Genomic DNA, 16835 nt, shown 5'->3' on the forward strand with positions numbered 1-16835 from the left:
AATTCCGCGGGGACAAGCGAACAGGACGGGGACGAATCCGCCTAGGCCCGCGGGACGCCGGCATTCACCAGTTTCTGACGCAGCAGCTCCACGGTCTGGGCCTCCGTCCATATGAAGCGAGCGACGCCGAGGCCCAGGGCTCGAAGGCCGTCCTCGCGGACCTTCTCCTCGTACACCACCTCAGAGACATCGCGGTGCCCGAGCACGCCGTTTCGGGTGTACTTCGTCCATCCGTCGAACTCCCCGACGATCCCTGCGCTCCTCCAGAACAGGTCCACCCGAGCAGTCCTGCCGTCGGGCAGGACGAACTCCACCTGTGTCTCAGGCGTCTCGAACCCGAGGTCCTCCACGCGCAGGCGGGTCAGCGACTCTCCGACAGACTCCGCGCCGGAGTCGGAGCGTGCCCACGCGCTGGCCCAGCGTCGGCTGCCTCGCCGGCTGCGGACGAGCGGGGTCCACGGCTCGACGTCCGCCGGGGTCAGCCTGTGCCCTGAGGCCCAGCGTCCGGACCGCACCGAGTCGAGCACGACGACGGCGTCGGTGACCTCCATGCGGGGCAGGGTGTCAGCGAGCACGAGGCCCAGCGGCTCGACGAGGATCTCAAGATCGTGCAGTCTGTGCTCCCCGGCGTCGGGCAGGGGTCGGCGAACCGTGGCGGGGGAGGGAAGCGTCTCGGCGGCCTGCCGCATGGCGCTGGAGGCCAGCACCCTCCGGGTCGGCACGCCCGCCAGATCAGCAGTGTCGGGCCGACGACGGCGTGGGCCCTTCAGCGGCCCGTCAGAGGAGGCCAGAAGGGCGCCCACGGTGTCCGGTCCGGCACGCCCGACGAGCCGGGGTGCGGGCCGGATCCCCGCCTCTTGGCGTCGCCAGGTGCGCAGGTGAACTGCCTCCGGGACGCGGAGCTGGTCCACCCCGTGCACGGCCAGGGCCGTCTCCCGGCAGATGACGGAGCCTGGGGCGGCCAGCCGTGTCGCCGCGGTGGCCAGCAGGTGCCGGTCCCAGGGCGGTGCCTGCAACCATGCCGCCGGGTCGATGTACACGCCACGGCGGAGTCGAAGCAGACGTCCGGCGTCGACGGCTCGGGTGAAGCTCTGGGAGGCCTGTGTGCTGTCCTCGGATGCCCCGGCATGGAGGAGCGGATGGCTGGCGGTTCGACGGGCGGCGCTCATCCTCCGACTATGGCGCACCGGGTCGGAGGCGGGGGGCTCTCGTGCGCATCTGTGGACAACCCCCACCTCTTGTCCCCGTCCTGTTCGTCTGTCCCCGTGCATTTCCACGGGGACAGACGAACAGGACGGGGACAGCTGAAAGGCGTGAGAAACATGACGGGGCGCCGTCGTCAGCGGGCCCCGTCGGAGAGCGGCACTGTGCTCCCTGCACCGATACAATCGAGGCGCACCAGCACCCGACCGCCGGAGGTACGTCCCATGGCATCCCCACGCCGCCCCCGCGAGGACGAGGAGTCCCGCGACCCCCGAGCCTCGGCGCTGGTCTCCGTGATCGAGCCGACCGTCACGGCCCACGGGCTGCACCTGGAGGAGGTCGATCTGGCCAGCGGCCCGACCACCACGCTGCGAGTGGTCGTGGACTACGCCGCAGGCACCGAGCAGGTCGACCTGGACACCGTCGCGGGCCTCTCCGAGGCGCTCTCGGCGGTGCTGGACGGCGCGGACGTGCTCACCGACGTCGCCTCCTATGATCTTGAGGTCTCCACCCCGGGCGCTACCCGTCCGCTGACCGAGCCTCGGCATTTCGCGCGCAACGTCGGCCGGCTGCTGGAGATCGAACGGGAGGAGGGAGCTCCCGTGGTGGCGCGCCTGAAGGAGGTCGCCGACGACGGCGTGGTGGTCGCCGAGCAGCGCCCGGCCCCGAAGAAGGGCATGCCGGTGAAGTACGGGGATCCGGTGGAGATCGCCTTCGATGCGATCCTCGGCGCCCGAGTGCAGGTAGAGTTTTCCCACAAGGAGTGACCACACCGAGCGAAGAGGCCGGCCGAGATCATCGGCCGGAGGATGAGCGACGGAGCGATCGGACCGGGCCTGTGCGGCACGGGCGAACTGGAGGAACAAGTGGATATCGATATGAGTGCCCTGCGCATGCTCGTCAAAGAGCGTGACATTCCCCTCGAGAAGCTGATACCGGCCATCGAGCAGGCTCTCGTGCTGGCATACCACAAGTCCCCGGGAGCGCTGCAGCACGCTCGTGCCGAGATCGATCAGTCCACCGGTCACGTGACCGTCTGGGCCAAGGAGTTCACCGAGGAGGGCGGCGTCCTCGGCGAGTTCGACGACACTCCGAAGAACTTCGGTCGCATCGCCGCGTCCACCGCGCGGCAGGTCATCATGCAGCGCATCCGTGATGCTGAGGATGACCAGGTCCTCGGTGAGTTCAAGGGCCGCGAGGGCGAGCTGATCTCCGGTCTCGTCCAGCAGGGTCGCAACCCGCACATGGTGCAGGTGGACCTGGGCTCCGTGGAGGCTGTCCTGCCCCCGCAGGAGCACGTTCCCGGGGAGGTCTACTCCCATGGTTCGCGACTGCGGGCCTTCGTGGTGGACGTCCACCGCGGGATGAAGGGGCCTTCGATCACGCTCTCCCGCTCGCACCCGGGGCTGGTGAAGAAGCTCTTCGAGCACGAGGTCCCGGAGATCGCCGACGGCACGGTGGAGATCACCGCCATCGCTCGCGAGGCCGGCCACCGCACCAAGATCGCCGTGCGGAGCAGCCAGTCGGGGATCAACGCCAAGGGCGCCTGCATCGGATCGATGGGCTCCCGCGTGCGGGCCGTGATGACCGAGCTCAACGACGAGAAGATCGACATCATCGATCACAGCGATGACCCGGCGGAGTTCATCGCCCATGCGCTGTCGCCCTCGAAGGTCTCCTCGGTGACGGTCGTGGACGAGAACGCCCGCTCGGCGCGGGTGGTCGTTCCGGATTACCAGCTCTCCCTGGCGATCGGCAAGGAGGGGCAGAACGCCCGTCTGGCCGCCAAACTGACCGGTTGGCGCATCGACATCGTCTCCGACGCCGCTCCTGCCGCCGACTGACCACCCGGCCTGTGGGTGAGGGGACTCACTCGCGCGGGAATGATTCTTCCGTGACCACGCCGAGGGGGTAGACTGTCATGGTCCCTGTCCGAACCTGCGTCGGCTGTCGCCGACGGGTTGAGCAGGGAGACGTCGTGAGACTTGCACTGGCGCCCGAGGCCGTGGAGCCCGACGCCGACCGGTCGTCCGGTCGGCGCGAGGTGGCTTCTCAGCCTTGTCGGGTGGTGGTCGACGCCGTGTGCCGGATGCCCGGTCGCGGAGCGTGGATCCACCCGAGGCCGGAGTGCTTCGAGGCGGCGGTGCGGCGGAAGGCCTTCAACCGGGCGTTCCGTCGGCCGGTCAGCATCGAGTCCCTCAGTTTCGAGCACGTCGAGGCCGCCGCTGTGCGGCCCTGGCGCCGAGGCTGAAGACGTCCCAGCACACACCAGATGAAAGCGGGTTGGAAAGAGATGGACACCCGATGAGCACCGACGGATGAGTACCCAGTGAAGACATCCCTGAGTGACTCCGTCATGAATCTCAGAAATTTCAACGGCTCCGTCCGGTGAGACGCTGATATCAGCCCCGCTGATCTCGGCGGGCATCGCGCGGGCCAGAATGAGGAGCAAAGTGGCCAAGGCCCGCGTACATGAGCTCGCCAAAGAGCTCGGCATCACATCCAAGGACGCTCTTGCCAAGCTGCAGGAGATGGGCGAATTCGTGAAGTCGCCGTCCTCCACCGTGGAACCCCCGGTGGCCAAGAAACTGCGTTCGGCGTTCCCCCACGCCAAGAAGGACGCTTCCCAGAAGTCTGCCCCGAAGCCTGGAGGTGGCCCCTCGCCGACTCCCGGCGGGGTGAAGCCCGGCCCGAAGCCGGCGCAGAAGCCTGGTCCGAAGCCTGTCGAGGAGAAGCCTGCCCCGCAGGCGCCTCAGGCTGAGGCTCCCCAGCCCTCTGCCGAGAAGCCTGACCAGGCGGGTTCTTCCGCGCCTGCTCCGAGCGAGTCGGCCGAGAAGCCTGTTGCGGACAAGCCTGCTCCGGAGTCCCCGGTGACTCGCGCCCCCCGCCCCGGCGGTCCGAAGCCCGACGGCGCCAAGACCGGTGAAGGGGCCCCGAAGTCTGGCGGCACTCGTCCGGGTCCGCGTCCGGGCAACAACCCGTTCGCCCCGAAGCAGGGCATGGGCTCCTCGGAGCGCCCGGCCCCGCGACCCGGCGGCTCCGGCGGCCCCCGCCCCGGTCCGCGTCCGGGCCCCCGCCCGGGCAACAACCCGTTCGCCTCCCAGCAGGGCATGCGCACCGAGCGCGGCGGCGGCCCCCGTCCCGCGGGCGGTCGCGGCCGGCAGGGTGCACCGGCCCAGGGCGGTGCTCGTCCCGGCGGTCCGCGTCCGGGCCCGGAGCAGGGCGGCGGCGCTCGTCCGAAGCCTTCGATGATGCCCGGACAGACCACCTCTCCCGGTGGCGGTGGGCGTCCCGGTGGCGCTCCCGGGCGTCCCGGTGCTCCGGCCGGCGGCCCGCCGCGTGGCCGTGGTGGCCGTGGTCGTGGCGGCACTGCCGGCGCCTTCGGGCGCGGTGGTCCGTCCCGGTCGAGGTCGCGCAAGTCCAAGCGCGCCAAGCGTCAGGAGATGGAGCAGCGGCAGACCCGTGAGATCGGCGGTGTGCGCGTCCCCAAGGGTGACGGCACCACGATCCTGCGCCTGCGTCGCGGCTCCTCCCTGGCTGACTTCGCCGAGAAGATCAATGCTGAGCCCGCGGCGCTGGTCACCGTGCTGATGAAGCTCGGTGAGATGGCCACGGCCAACCAGTCCCTGGACGAGGAGACCTTCCAGCTGCTCGGGGAGGAGCTGGGCTACAGGGTCCAGATCGTCTCGCCTGAGGATGAGGACCGTGAGCTGCTCGAGACCTTCGACATCAACCTGGCGGCCGAGGCGGCCGCCGAGGATGCCGATGACCTCGAGGCACGTCCTGCGGTGGTCACCGTCATGGGTCACGTCGACCACGGTAAGACCCGTCTGCTGGACGCCGTCCGCAACTCGAACGTCACCGAGGGTGAGGCCGGAGGCATCACCCAGCACATCGGTGCGTACCAGGTGCACGTCGAGCATGACGGCCGCGAGCGGGGCCTGACCTTCATCGACACCCCCGGCCACGAGGCGTTCACCGCCATGCGTGCCCGTGGTGCGAAGGTCACCGACATCGCCGTGCTGGTGGTCGCCGCCGACGACGGCGTGATGCCGCAGACGGTGGAGGCGCTGAACCACGCCAAGGCGGCCGGTGTGCCGATCGTGGTCGCGGTCAACAAGATGGACAAGGAGGGCGCCGCACCGGAGAAGATCCGTGGGCAGCTCACCGAGTACGAGCTGATCCCCGAGGAGTATGGCGGCGAGACCATGTTCGTCGACATCTCGGCGATCCAGGGTCAGAACATCGACCAGCTGCTCGAGGCGATCCTGCTGACCGCCGATGCGGCGCTGGAGCTGACGGCCAACCCGTCCAAGGAAGCCCGCGGCGTCGCCATCGAGGCCCACCTGGACAAGGGCCGTGGCCCGGTGGCCACCGTGCTGGTGCAGTCCGGCACGCTGAAGGTCGGTGACAACATGGTCGCCGGCACCGCCTTCGGCCGTGTGCGTGCGATGTTCGACGAGAACGGCGACCTGGTCGAAGAGGCCGTCCCGTCCCGTCCTGTCCAGGTGCTGGGTCTGTCCTCGGTGCCGCGCGCCGGTGACAGCTTCCTGGTCACCTCGGATGACCGTACTGCCCGTCAGATCGCTGAGAAGCGTGAGGCCGTCGAGCGCAACGCGATGCTGGCCAAGCGTCGCAAGCGCGTGAGCCTGGAGAACTTCGACCAGGTCGTGGCCGAGGGCAAGATCGACACGCTGAACCTGATCCTCAAGGGCGACGTCTCCGGTGCTGTCGAGGCGCTGGAGGACGCTCTGCTGGGCATCGACGTCGGTGATGACGTGCAGCTGCGCGTGATCCACCGCGGCGTCGGCGCCATCACGCAGAACGACGTCAACCTGGCCACCGTGGATGAGGCCGTGATCGTCGGATTCAACGTGCGTCCGGCCGAGCGGGTCCAGGACCTGGCTGACCGGGAGGGCGTGGACATGCGCTTCTACTCGGTCATCTACGCGGCGATCGATGACATCGAGGCTGCGCTGAAGGGCATGCTCAAGCCGGAGTACGAGGAGGTCCAGCTGGGCAGCGCGGAGGTCCGCGAGGTCTTCCGCTCCTCGAAGTTCGGCAACATCGCCGGTTCGATCGTCCGGTCGGGCACCATCCGCCGCAACGCCAAGGCGCGCCTGGTGCGCGACGGCTCCGTGGTGGTGGACAACCTGGCCATCGAGTCGCTGCGTCGCTACAAGGATGACGCCACTGAGGTCCGCGAGGGCTTCGAGTGCGGTATCGGCCTGGGCTCGTTCAACGACATCAACGACGGCGACGTCATCGAGACCTGGGAGATGCGCGAGATCCCGCGCGTCTGAGTCTCATGTCGCCTGACACCTCCGGGGATCGCACCGTCGTGGTGCGGTCCCCGGAGGTGTCCCTGCCTGGCCTGGGGCTGTCCTAGGCTGGGAACCACGTTTCGACTTTCAAGGAGGCCATCATGGCTGATCCAGCACGCGCCGCACGGCTCGCCCAGCGCATCAAGGTGATCGTTGCCGAGGCGCTGCGTCGCCGGGTCAAGGACGAGCGCGCGGAGCTCATCACTGTCACTGACGCGCGCGTCACCAACGACCTGCAGCACGCCACGGTCTACTACACGGTCATGGGTGACGACGACGCCCGCCGGGGTGCCGAGGAGGTGCTCGCCGCCCACAAGGGAGCCGTGCGCCATGAGATGGGCAAGCAGCTGACCATCCGGCTCACCCCGACCATCGAGTTCGTCGCTGATGAGATCCCGGAGTCTGCCGCGCACCTGGAGGATCTGCTGCGCAAGGCGCGGGAGCAGGATGAGCAGGTTGCCGCCCTGCGCGAGCAGGCGGCTCCGGCCGGGGGCGAGGACCCCTACCGTTCGATGGGCGAGGGGTCGGAGGAGTCCGAGCACGCCGGCTCTGAGGGTGTTGCCTCTGACGGGACCGGCTCCGCTGACGAGCGCTGAGGGGCCGGCATACCTATGGGCAAGCAGCAGCGCGCGGAGGAGATCGCTGTCGGTTCCGGCCTGGTGCTGGTGGACAAGCCGGCCGGGTGGACCAGTCATGACGTCGTCGGGCGGATCCGCCGGCTGGCGGGCACCCGCAAGGTGGGGCATGCAGGCACCCTGGACCCCATGGCCACCGGGGTGCTCGTGGTCGGCATCAACCGCGCGACGCGGCTGCTGACCCACATCGTGGGGGTCTCCAAGACCTATACGGCCACCATCAGGTTGGGGCAGTCGACCACGACGGACGACGCCGAGGGTGAGCTGCGCCAGACCCGCTTCGCCAATGCGGTCACCCCGGAGCGGGTGCAGCATGAGGTGGACGGGCTGACCGGGGAGATCCAGCAGGTGCCGGCCACGGTCTCGGCGATCAAGGTCGACGGACGCCGGGCCTATGACCGTGCCCGCAAGGGCGAGGACGTCCAGCTGGCGGCTCGGCCCGTGACCGTGCATCGCTTCGACGTGCTTCAGTTCCGGCGCGTCGAGGGCGGACGGCTCGTCGACGTCGACGTCGAGGTGGACGTCTCCTCCGGCACCTATGTGCGGGCGCTGGCCCGTGACCTGGGGGAGGCGCTCCAGGTCGGCGGGCACCTGACCGCGCTGCGTCGCACCGCGGTGGGTCCCTATCGGATCGAGAACGCGCTGACTCTGGACCAGCTGGCCGAGGACTTCGGCTATGTGGGCTTGGCCGAGGCCGCGGCGCGGATCTTCGCGCAGCGTGAGCTGAGCGCCGAAGAGGCGGAGAACCTCGGGCATGGACGCCGCATCACCGCCTCCGGCACAGGCGCCGCGGGAGAACCGGATCGGCTCACGGCGGCCTTCGGGCCCGAGGGCGAGCTGATCGCTCTGCTCAAGGACGTGCCGGCGAAGAAGGACGCCTCAGCCTCCGGCGAGGCCGCCCGCGCGGCTGCTGCGGAGCAGGCGGACTTCCAGGCGAAGCCGGAGCTGGTCTTCGCGCCGCAGTGAGCGGCTTCACCTGCCGGATGCTCCGTTGCGAAGCGTTCTACAGGGTGTAGAGGTTTAGAATCGTCCAGGACCGCTCGGCAGGAGGAGACGCATGACCCTGATGTTCATCATCGGCACCGTCGTGTGCGCCGCCTCCACGCTGATCTGCTGGGTGATGACGGCACTGCGCCGCCATCCGGCGGACTCCTCTATCATCAGCCTCGCCGCCGTCGAGCTCTTTCTGGTGGCCTACGGCATCTACGCCGCGGTGCGGCAGCTGGGCTTCGAGGCGACCATCACCGGTGAGGGCTGGGAGTTCTGGGGCTACGTGTTCACGGCGCTGCTGCTGCCCGTGGGCGTGTTCGTCTGGGCGATGATCGACAAGACCCGCTGGTCGAACCTGGTGATGAGCTTCGTGGGCCTGGTGGTATTCGTGATGGTCTATCGCATGGAGGTCATCTGGTGGGGGAGCGCGCTATGACATCTGGAACGGGCCCCTCCACGCCGCGGAATCGCGGGGTGGGCATGCTGATCATCACCGCTTACGGGATCTTCGCGGTCTCGGCCACCGCCCGGGCGCTCTATCAGATCCTCGTGCACTTCGACGACGCTCCGGTGGCATACTCGCTGAGCGCTTTCGCCGCGCTGGTCTACGTCTTCGCGACCCTGGCTCTGGCCCGGACCTCGGCGGCGGCCTGGCGTGCGGCGCTGGTGGCGGTGCTGATCGAGATGGTCGGGGTGTTGACGGTGGGGTCCTGGACCTTCCTGAATCCGACGCTCTTCCCGGAGGCCACCGTGTGGTCGCACTTCGGCCAGGGCTATGGTTTCGTCCCGCTGGTGCTGCCGTTCCTGGGGCTGTACTGGCTGTGGCGTCATCGGCCGTCCCGGAACCTGCCGAGCGGAGTCCCTCGGACGGGAATGGGCACCGACTGATCGGTGCTCCATAATAGGTACCGGCCCTGATGCCGACGCACCACCTGCAGATCCGAGGAGACACGTGCATTATTGGAACGGTCTGGATGAGGTTCCCGCGGACCTCGGTCCGACGGCGGTCACCATCGGCAACTTCGACGGTGTCCACCTGGGGCATCAGGAGGTCCTGAGGCAGCTGGCCGTGGCGGCCGTCGAACATGGCTGTGTCGCCGTCGCGGTGTCCTTCGACCCGCACCCGGCCCTGGTGCACCGGCCCGATTCCAGCCCGGAGATGCTCACCGGGGTGCAGGAGAAGATCAACCGGCTGGCGACCACCGGGATCGACGCGCTGCTCATGATGCGATATTCACTTGATCTGGCCGCGCTGACTCCGGAGGAGTTCGTGCTGCGGTGCTTCGTGGAGGGGCTCAACGCCCGTGTGGTGGTGGTCGGGCATGACGTGCGTTTCGGCCGGGACAACACCGGCTCGTTCGAGACCATGGTCGAACTGGGGCGTCAGCACGGTTTCACGGTGGTCGGAGTGGACGACTTCGGCTCGGACCGGCGCTGCTCCTCCACCTGGGTCCGGGAGGCGCTGGCCGACGGCGACGTCGCCGCGGCCCGCGAGGTGCTGGGGCGTCCCCATGCGGTGCTGGGTGAGGTGGTCCATGGGGCCGCCCGGGGCCGCGAGCTGGGCTTCCCCACCGCGAATCTGAGCCAGCAGGCCGAGGGTATGATCCCGGCTGACGGCGTCTACGCGGGCTGGCTGACCGATGGACGCGGGCGGCGCTGGCCCTCGGCGATCTCCGTGGGTTCGAATCCCACGTTCGACGGGGTGCAGCGCGTGGTCGAGTCCTTCGTGATCGGCCGTCCCAAGGAGAAGGTCGAGGACTTCGACCTCTACGGGCAGCAGGTGCGGGTGGAGTTCATCGAGCGCCTGCGCGGCATGGTGGCCTTCGAGGGCATCCCGGAGCTGATCCGTCAGATGGAGGAGGACGTGGTGCGCGCCAAGCAATCGCTGGGCACCGACGATCCGGAGCACCTGGACGCGTGGCCGATCCCGGCCGTGGAGGGCTGACCTGATGGGCCCGGCTGCTCCTGAGGCAGGCGGGGCGGCAGGAGCGTCGCCGAATCGTCCTCGGCTCAGGCCCGGTGATCAGGTGGTCATCGCCGATCCGGGCCGTCGGCGCGTGCTCGGCGGTGCCTACGCCGAAGAGATGGATCGTCCTGCGGCCCGTGAGTATGATTCCCTGCGCCCGCGGTACCCGGGGACGGCGGTGGAGGAGGTGCTGGGCGCGGCGAACGTCGGCCGGGCACCGCTGCGGATCGCGGATCTGGGCGCAGGCACCGGGATCCTGACCCGTCAGCTGCTGGACGTCGGAGCGGACCGGGTGGGCCAGGTGCATGCGGTGGAGCCCAGCCATGTCATGACCCAGGTGCTGGCGGAGACCCTCGACGACGGTGACCAGACCAGCGGCGGCCAGACGAGCGACGGCGAGGGGGCGGGTGCTGCCGGATCCCGGCTGCAGATCCACCTGACGACGGCGGAGGACACCGGCCTGCCGGAGGACGGCGTCGACGTCGTCGTGGTGGCCCAGGCCTGGCACTGGTTCGAGGTCGCCGCCGTGCAGCGTGAGGCCCATCGGATCCTGGCCGCCGGCGGGGCGATGGCGATCCTCTCCAACCATCTCGACACGGCGGATCCCTGGGTGCATCGGCTGACCAGGATCATGCGGGCCGGGGACGTGCATCGACCCGGCTGGGTCCCGCCGATGAATCCGCGGCTGTTCGCCGAGCCGCGGACCGAGGAGTTCACCTGGTCGCGCCGGCTGACCGCCGACCAGGTGCGCGGGCTGGCCACCACGATGAGCTCATGGCTCAGTGCGGGGGAGAAGGAGCGGGCCCGGCGTCGGGCCAATCTGGACTGGTACCTCCAGGAGCACTCGGGTCTGGCCGGAGGTGACCTCGTGGAGCTGCCGTACCTGACGGTGCTGCACACCGCCGCCCGCCGGTGAGAGTCCTCGTCGGTGGCACATGCCGGTCGCTGCGGCGGATTCGTCCTGCTCCCTGGTGCTGGGGTAAAGTGGATCAGTCGTCGTCCGCGACGATCACGCCATGCTGCAGTCCGCGGTGGCTGGCGCTCGATGACGGTCCGCCGTCGTCGGGACTCTGTTCGCGGTACAAGCATCAAGGAGCAATCCCATGGCTTTGGATCCCGCTGTCAAGCAGGAGATCATCAAGGAGTACGCGACTCACGAGGGCGACACTGGTTCGCCTGAGGTTCAGGTCGCCGTGCTGACTCGCCGGATCAGCGACCTCACGGAGCACCTGAAGTCGCACAAGCAGGACCACCACACCCGTCGTGGCCTGATGATCCTGGTGGGTCGCCGTCGCCGTCTGCTCAAGTACCTGCAGAACACTGACATCGAGCGGTACCGTGCGCTGATCAAGCGCCTCGGCATCCGCCGCTGAGTGTCTCAGGCACCGCCCAAGGCGTGCAGACGCTGATACCAAGCTGATGGAACAGGTGGCTCCACACACGGTCGAATGACCGTGGGAGTCACCTGTTCTGTATGCGAGACTATGAAGGACAGGCACGCCGGTGCGAGCATGGATACCACGTGCTCCGGTCCTCGGTAGTGGCCTCCGGGAGCCGCGCGCAGGCGCAGGCAGCCCGTGGGCTTCGATCGATGGCCGTCATGTGGTCTGATCCAGCTCCTCTCGCCGGCGTCCGTGCCTGGTTATTCGACAACTGAGAGGAGACACCTGTTATGCAGGGTCCCGAGGTTCACTATTCCGAGGCTGTGATCGACAACGGTCGGTTCGGCACTCGTACCATCAACTTTGAGACCGGGCGGCTGGCCAAGCAGGCCGCCGGCTCGACTCTGGTCACCCTCGACGAGGAGACCACCATCCTGTCGGCCACCACGGTCGGCAAGTCCCCCCGCGAAGGCTTCGACTTCTTCCCGCTCACGGTGGACGTCGAGGAGCGCATGTACGCCGCCGGGCGCATCCCCGGCTCGTTCTTCCGCCGCGAGGGCCGCCCGTCGACGGACGCGATCCTGGCCTGCCGGCTGATCGACCGCCCGCTGCGTCCCGCCTTCAAGAAGGGCATCCGCAACGAGGTCCAGGTGGTCGAGACCATCCTGGCCATGAACCCGGATGACCTCTACGACGTCGTGGCCATCAACGCCGCCTCGCTGTCCACCCAGCTCTCCGGTCTGCCGTTCTCCGGCCCCATCGGCGGCGTGCGCGTGGCTCTGGTGCACGACTCCGAGGGCCCCCAGTGGGTGGCCTTCCCGAAGTACTCGCAGCTGGAGAACGCCGTGTTCAACATGGTCGTGGCCGGCCGCGTCGTCGGCGATGACATCGCCGTGATGATGGTCGAGGCCGAGGCGACTGACGGCTCCTGGAAGCTCATCAAGGACCAGGGCCGCACCGCTCCGACCGAGGACGTCGTCGCCGAGGGCCTGGAGGCTGCCAAGCCGTTCATCAAGGTCCTCTGCGAGGCGCAGGCCGACCTCGTCGCCCGTGCCGGCAAGGAGCCTGTGGAGGTGCCGACCTTCGTGGACTACGAGGACGACGTCTTCGAGGCCGTGAAGGCCGCCGGCGAGGAGAAGCTCACCGGCATCTACCAGATCGCGGACAAGCAGGACCGCGACGCCGCCGACGCCGAGCTGAAGGCTGAGCTCGTCGAGCAGCTCGCCGGCGAGGGCCAGAAGTTCGAGGGCCGCGGCTCTGAGGTGGGCAAGGCGCTGAGCGCGGTCACCAAGCAGGTCATCCGCCAGCGCATCCTGCGCGACCAGTTCCGCATCGACGGCCGCGGGCTGACGGACATCCGTCAGCTGACCGCCGAGGTCGAGGTGCTGCCGCGGGTGCACGGCTCGGCGATCTTCGAGCGCGGCGAGACCCAGATCATGGGTGTCACCACGCTGAACATGCTGAAGATGGAGCAGTCCATCGACAGCCTGTCGCCGGAGACCAAGAAGCGGTACATGCACAACTACAACTTCCCGCCGTACTCCACCGGTGAGACCGGTCGTGTGGGAAGCCCGAAGCGCCGCGAGATCGGCCACGGTGCTCTCGCCGAGCGCGCCGTGATGCCGGTGCTGCCCTCGCGTGAGGAGTTCCCCTACGCGATCCGTCAGGTCTCTGAGGCACTGGGCTCCAACGGCTCCACCTCGATGGGCTCCGTCTGCGCCTCGACGCTGTCGCTGCTCAACGCCGGTGTGCCGCTGAAGGCTCCGGTGGCCGGCATCGCCATGGGTCTGGTCTCCGATGAGGTCGACGGTGAGACCCGCTACGCGGCGCTGACCGACATCCTGGGCGTCGAGGACGCCTTCGGTGACATGGACTTCAAGGTGGCAGGCACCGAGGAGTTCATCACCGCCATCCAGCTGGACACCAAGCTCGACGGCATCCCCGCCTCCGTGCTGGGTGCCGCGCTGAAGCAGGCACGTGAGGCTCGGCTGCACATCCTGAGCGTCATCAACGCCGCGATCGACACTCCGGATGAGATGTCGGAGTTCGCGCCGCGCATCATCTCGGTGATGGTCCCGGTGGACAAGATCGGTGAGGTCATCGGCCCGAAGGGCAAGATGATCAACCAGATCCAGGAGGACACCGGCACCGACATCTCCATCGAGGATGACGGCACCGTGCTGATCGGCGCCACCAACGGTGAAGCCGCAGAGGCCGCGCGCAGCGCGATCAACGCGATCGCCAACCCGCAGGTCCCCGAGGTGGGGGAGCGGTACCTGGGCACGGTCGTGAAGATCACCACCTTCGGTGCGTTCATCTCGCTGACCCCGGGCAAGGATGGTCTGCTGCACATCTCCGAGCTGCGCAAGCTCAACGACGGCAAGCGCGTCGACGACGTCGAGGACGTCGTGGGTGTGGGCCAGAAGCTGCAGGTCGAGATCACCAAGATCGATGACCGCGGCAAGCTGTCGCTGTCTCCGGTGACCGAGGACGACGGCTCCGGCGAGGAGAAGCAGTCCGTCAACCAGGTGCTGGTCGACTCCGAGTGACTCTGCTGAGCTGACACCAGCTCTGAGCTGACGAAGGCCGGTGGCCGTTCCCTGCGGGGAGCGGCCACCGGCCTTCGTCGTGTGGGGCCGCATCCTCTGCCTCGAGCGCCCAGCAGGTGCGTAGGGTCCTCGGCGGATGGATCTGCCGGATATGTGATGCTGGACATGTGACGCCGGACGACGAGGTTAGCCGCCCCCAGGGGCGGAATTCTTCGCGTACCTGTTCGAAGCGCGCACCTCGACGCCGTCTGCGCCGCTGATGGCATCGTCTCCGAGGTCTCATCGGCCTGCCCCGACCACGGCCCTCTGTCGAAAGGACCGCTCCGTGCAGAAGATCTTCAAACAGCCGGACGATGTCGTGGACGACGTTCTGGACGGCATCTGCCACGCCCACGCGGAGCGTCTGCGACCTGTCGACGCCCCGGGACCGAGCGCGGCGGTGGTCCACTTCCTGCGTGAGCTGGCGGCCCGGGAACAGGAGACGGCATGACGCTTCTGGTCGTGGGATCGATCAATGAGGACCTGACGATTCGGCTGCCCGAGTTCCCCCAGCCAGGGGAGACCCTGGGCGCGTCCTCTGTGACGAGGACGATCGGCGGCAAGAGTGCGAATCAGGCAGTGGCAGCTGCTCTGGTCGGCGCGCAGTGTCGTCTGGTGGCCCGCGTGGGTTCCGACGACGCCGGGGCGGAGGCTCTGCGGGTGCTCCGCGAAGCAGGTGTGGACACCGATGGTGTCCTCGTGGGACAAGGGCCGACGGGTTCTGCGTTCATCAGTGTGCGTGACGACGGGGAGAACACCATCGTCGTTGTCCCCGGGGCGAATGCGCAGCTGCACGTGGAGCACATCCCTGAGGACGTGTTCGACGGGGCCGACTGGCTGCTGTTGAGCTTGGAAGTGCCGCTGGCGACGGTCGGCGGGCTCGCGGCCCGCGCGCGTGCCGCCGGGGTCCGGGTGGCTCTGAACGCGTCTCCGTTGCCGAGCCAGGTCCTGGATCTGACCGATGTGGACATGGTCGTGGTGAACGACGGAGAGGCGTCGAGACTGCTCGGGGACCAGGCGTCGGCCGAGAGTGCGCGTGCAGACCAGCTCGGTGTCGAGACGCTGGTGGTCACCCACGGCGGGGACGGAGCAACGATCCACGGTCGGGAGGGGGACGTTGTCTCGGTGCCGGGGGTGCCGGTGCGTGCGGTCGACACCACGGGCTGCGGTGACGCCTTCGCCGGAGCTCTGGTGGGACGCCTCACCCGTGGTGACACGGTGTCCCAGGCAGGGGCGACGGCGGCACGTTTCGCAGCCGAGGCGGCGACCCGCCCAGGTGCCCAGGCGTCGTATCCTCGGGACTTCGCCGTATGAATCCGCGGCGTGCGCGAAGGGCTTGCCCGCGGGCGAAGAGCGCTGGAAGATGGGGACCGTTCCACCGAGTGGACCCGTCGGCTGATCTGCACTGATCGCCGGCGTCCCAACCTTCGAGAGGACATCGATGCGCTCCCCGATCCTGGACTACCTCGACACGCTGATCTCCGAGACGGATCACATCTCCTCGGGGGAGCCGGCGGACTACATCCCTGAGCTGGCCGCCGCCGACCCTGACAAGGTCGCCGTCGCCCTGTGCACCGTCAACGGTACGGTCTACGCCAGCGGGGACGCGGACCATCAGTTCAGCATCCAGTCGATGTCGAAGCCTTTCGCCTACGCGTTGGCGATCGAGGATCAGGGGCTGGAGAGGGTCCGTGATCTCATCGGGGTGGAGCCCAGCGGGGAGGCCTTCAACGAGCTGTCGCTGGATCCTGAGACGGGAAAGCCCCGGAACCCGATGATCAATGCCGGCGCCATCGCCACCCATGCGCTCATCGCCTCTGAGGGGCAGTCCAGGGTGGAGCGGGTTCTGAAGTTCTTCGGCAGCCTGTCGGGCCGGACGATCGAGATCGATGAAGCGGTGGCGTCCTCCGAGCTCGCCACGGGGGACCGCAACCTGGGACTGGCGTATCTGCTGCACTCCTCAGGGCAGCTCGCCGGAGATCCGCAGGAGTCGGTGACCGGATACATCCGCCAGTGCGCGGCCTCGGTGACGGTCTCGGACCTGGCGCTGATGGCGGCGACCCTGGCCAACGGGGGCGTGCAGCCGCGGACCGGGGAGAGGCTGCTGTGCCGGGAGAGCACCCGCCACCTGCTCAGCGTGATGGCGTCCTGCGGGATGTACGACGCCGCCGGCGACTGGCTCACCGGCGTGGGCATCCCCGCCAAGAGCGGCGTGGCCGGAGGCATCATCGGTGTCCTCCCGGGCCAGGTGGGGGTCGCGGTCTTCTCTCCGCGGTTGGACGGGCACGGCAACAGCGTCCGTGGTGTGGAGATGATGCAGCGCCTGTCCGAAGATCTGGGCCTTCACCTCATGGAGGCGAGCCGTCCAGCCAGGTCGGCGCTGCGCGAGACCCGCATCGTCTCCCTGGAGGGGCGCCCGGCGACGATCTACGTGCTTCAGGGAGACCTGGTGCTCAGCAGCATCGAGGCGCTGGTCCATGAGCTCATCCAGTCCCCGCCGACCACCGATGTGGTGGTCTTCGACATGGCACGGGTGGATGAGGTGCTGCCCGTGGCACGACGCACCTCCTCCGAGATGGCGGCGAAGCTTCTGGATGAGGGGCATCGGATCGTCATCGTCGACCCCGAGTCCATGGTCGAGGACTTCACGGACAGCCGTGGACGAGGGATCGAGCGGTGGAGCCCCGAGAGGCTCGAATCCGCTCTCGCCTGAGATGATCCGCCAGGGCGGGTCCCCGAGGGGCCTC

The 16835-nt window shown here is 68.4% G+C and carries 16 protein-coding genes; 15 read left to right on the top strand and 1 reads right to left on the bottom strand.

Annotation, left to right across the window (positions count from 1 at the left end):
* Positions 1-41: 41 nt before the first annotated feature.
* Entirely contained in the window at positions 42-1169 is a 1128-nt protein-coding gene (locus HNR09_RS12590) for a hypothetical protein (RefSeq protein WP_179542359.1), read from the bottom strand.
* A gap of 258 nt (positions 1170-1427) precedes the next feature.
* Between HNR09_RS12590 and HNR09_RS12595 the strand changes: the two genes are divergently transcribed.
* The 15 genes from HNR09_RS12595 to HNR09_RS12665 all read left to right on the top strand — a co-directional run bounded on the left by HNR09_RS12595 (position 1428) and on the right by HNR09_RS12665 (position 16801).
* Positions 1428-1970 (top strand): ribosome maturation factor RimP, encoded by a 543-nt coding sequence (locus tag HNR09_RS12595; protein WP_179542360.1) that lies wholly within the window; start codon positions 1428-1430, stop codon positions 1968-1970.
* 99 nt (positions 1971-2069) lie between these two features.
* The gene (gene nusA / locus HNR09_RS12600; RefSeq protein ID WP_179542361.1) at positions 2070-3047 is read left to right on the top strand and encodes a transcription termination factor NusA; all 978 of its coding nucleotides are present in this window, start codon (positions 2070-2072) and stop codon (positions 3045-3047) included.
* Positions 3048-3181: 134 nt separating this feature from the next.
* Positions 3182-3454, top strand: a complete 273-nt coding sequence (locus HNR09_RS12605) for a YlxR family protein (protein ID WP_343047545.1) — start codon at positions 3182-3184, stop codon at positions 3452-3454.
* Between the two features lie 202 nt (positions 3455-3656).
* On the top strand, positions 3657-6506 hold the full coding sequence (gene infB, locus HNR09_RS12610) for a translation initiation factor IF-2 (protein ID WP_179542363.1): 2850 nt from the start codon (positions 3657-3659) through the stop codon (positions 6504-6506).
* A 122-nt stretch (positions 6507-6628) separates the two neighbouring features.
* The gene (gene rbfA / locus HNR09_RS12615) at positions 6629-7123 is read left to right on the top strand and encodes a 30S ribosome-binding factor RbfA (RefSeq protein WP_179542364.1); all 495 of its coding nucleotides are present in this window, start codon (positions 6629-6631) and stop codon (positions 7121-7123) included.
* A gap of 15 nt (positions 7124-7138) precedes the next feature.
* Positions 7139-8128 carry a tRNA pseudouridine(55) synthase TruB gene (gene truB / locus HNR09_RS12620; protein ID WP_179542365.1) on the top strand — a complete coding sequence of 330 codons (990 nt, stop codon included), beginning with the start codon at positions 7139-7141 and terminating at the stop codon, positions 8126-8128.
* 91 nt (positions 8129-8219) lie between these two features.
* The gene (locus tag HNR09_RS12625) at positions 8220-8588 is read left to right on the top strand and encodes a hypothetical protein (RefSeq protein ID WP_179542366.1); all 369 of its coding nucleotides are present in this window, start codon (positions 8220-8222) and stop codon (positions 8586-8588) included.
* Positions 8585-9040: a hypothetical protein gene (locus HNR09_RS12630; protein ID WP_179542367.1), complete on the top strand. Its 456-nt coding sequence runs from the start codon at positions 8585-8587 to the stop codon at positions 9038-9040. Before HNR09_RS12625 ends, HNR09_RS12630 begins: the two co-directional genes overlap by 4 nt.
* 64 nt (positions 9041-9104) lie before the next feature.
* Positions 9105-10097 (top strand): bifunctional riboflavin kinase/FAD synthetase, encoded by a 993-nt coding sequence (locus tag HNR09_RS12635; RefSeq protein ID WP_179542368.1) that lies wholly within the window; start codon positions 9105-9107, stop codon positions 10095-10097.
* Between the two features lie 82 nt (positions 10098-10179).
* Positions 10180-11034: a methyltransferase domain-containing protein gene (locus tag HNR09_RS12640; RefSeq protein WP_179542369.1), complete on the top strand. Its 855-nt coding sequence runs from the start codon at positions 10180-10182 to the stop codon at positions 11032-11034.
* A 187-nt stretch (positions 11035-11221) separates the two neighbouring features.
* On the top strand, positions 11222-11491 hold the full coding sequence (gene rpsO / locus HNR09_RS12645; protein ID WP_179542370.1) for a 30S ribosomal protein S15: 270 nt from the start codon (positions 11222-11224) through the stop codon (positions 11489-11491).
* Between the two features lie 299 nt (positions 11492-11790).
* On the top strand, positions 11791-14049 hold the full coding sequence (locus tag HNR09_RS12650) for a polyribonucleotide nucleotidyltransferase (RefSeq protein ID WP_179542371.1): 2259 nt from the start codon (positions 11791-11793) through the stop codon (positions 14047-14049).
* Positions 14050-14374: 325 nt separating this feature from the next.
* Positions 14375-14539, top strand: a complete 165-nt coding sequence (locus tag HNR09_RS12655) for a hypothetical protein (protein ID WP_179542372.1) — start codon at positions 14375-14377, stop codon at positions 14537-14539.
* Positions 14536-15402, top strand: coding sequence for a ribokinase (locus HNR09_RS12660; RefSeq protein WP_179542373.1), 867 nt, complete (start codon positions 14536-14538; stop codon positions 15400-15402). Before HNR09_RS12655 ends, HNR09_RS12660 begins: the two co-directional genes overlap by 4 nt.
* Positions 15403-15529: 127 nt before the next feature.
* Positions 15530-16801: a glutaminase gene (locus HNR09_RS12665; protein ID WP_179542374.1), complete on the top strand. Its 1272-nt coding sequence runs from the start codon at positions 15530-15532 to the stop codon at positions 16799-16801.
* Positions 16802-16835 lie beyond the last annotated feature (34 nt).

The sequence above is a fragment of the Nesterenkonia xinjiangensis genome, assembly GCF_013410745.1.
Taxonomy (GTDB): domain Bacteria; phylum Actinomycetota; class Actinomycetes; order Actinomycetales; family Micrococcaceae; genus Nesterenkonia; species Nesterenkonia xinjiangensis.

What these genes read in the sequence shown, in the direction of transcription:
- rbfA (WP_179542364.1), top strand. Translation starts at nt 6,629, where the DNA reads ATGGCTGATCCAGCACGCGCCGCACGGCTCGCCCAGCGCATCAAGGTG.
- HNR09_RS12630 (WP_179542367.1), top strand. Translation starts at nt 8,585, where the DNA reads ATGACATCTGGAACGGGCCCCTCCACGCCGCGGAATCGCGGGGTGGGC.
- HNR09_RS12665 (WP_179542374.1), top strand. Translation starts at nt 15,530, where the DNA reads ATGCGCTCCCCGATCCTGGACTACCTCGACACGCTGATCTCCGAGACG.
- HNR09_RS12590 (WP_179542359.1), bottom strand. Translation starts at nt 1,169, where the DNA reads ATGAGCGCCGCCCGTCGAACCGCCAGCCATCCGCTCCTCCATGCCGGG.
- HNR09_RS12595 (WP_179542360.1), top strand. Translation starts at nt 1,428, where the DNA reads ATGGCATCCCCACGCCGCCCCCGCGAGGACGAGGAGTCCCGCGACCCC.
- HNR09_RS12625 (WP_179542366.1), top strand. Translation starts at nt 8,220, where the DNA reads ATGACCCTGATGTTCATCATCGGCACCGTCGTGTGCGCCGCCTCCACG.
- truB (WP_179542365.1), top strand. Translation starts at nt 7,139, where the DNA reads ATGGGCAAGCAGCAGCGCGCGGAGGAGATCGCTGTCGGTTCCGGCCTG.
- HNR09_RS12650 (WP_179542371.1), top strand. Translation starts at nt 11,791, where the DNA reads ATGCAGGGTCCCGAGGTTCACTATTCCGAGGCTGTGATCGACAACGGT.
- HNR09_RS12660 (WP_179542373.1), top strand. Translation starts at nt 14,536, where the DNA reads ATGACGCTTCTGGTCGTGGGATCGATCAATGAGGACCTGACGATTCGG.
- rpsO (WP_179542370.1), top strand. Translation starts at nt 11,222, where the DNA reads ATGGCTTTGGATCCCGCTGTCAAGCAGGAGATCATCAAGGAGTACGCG.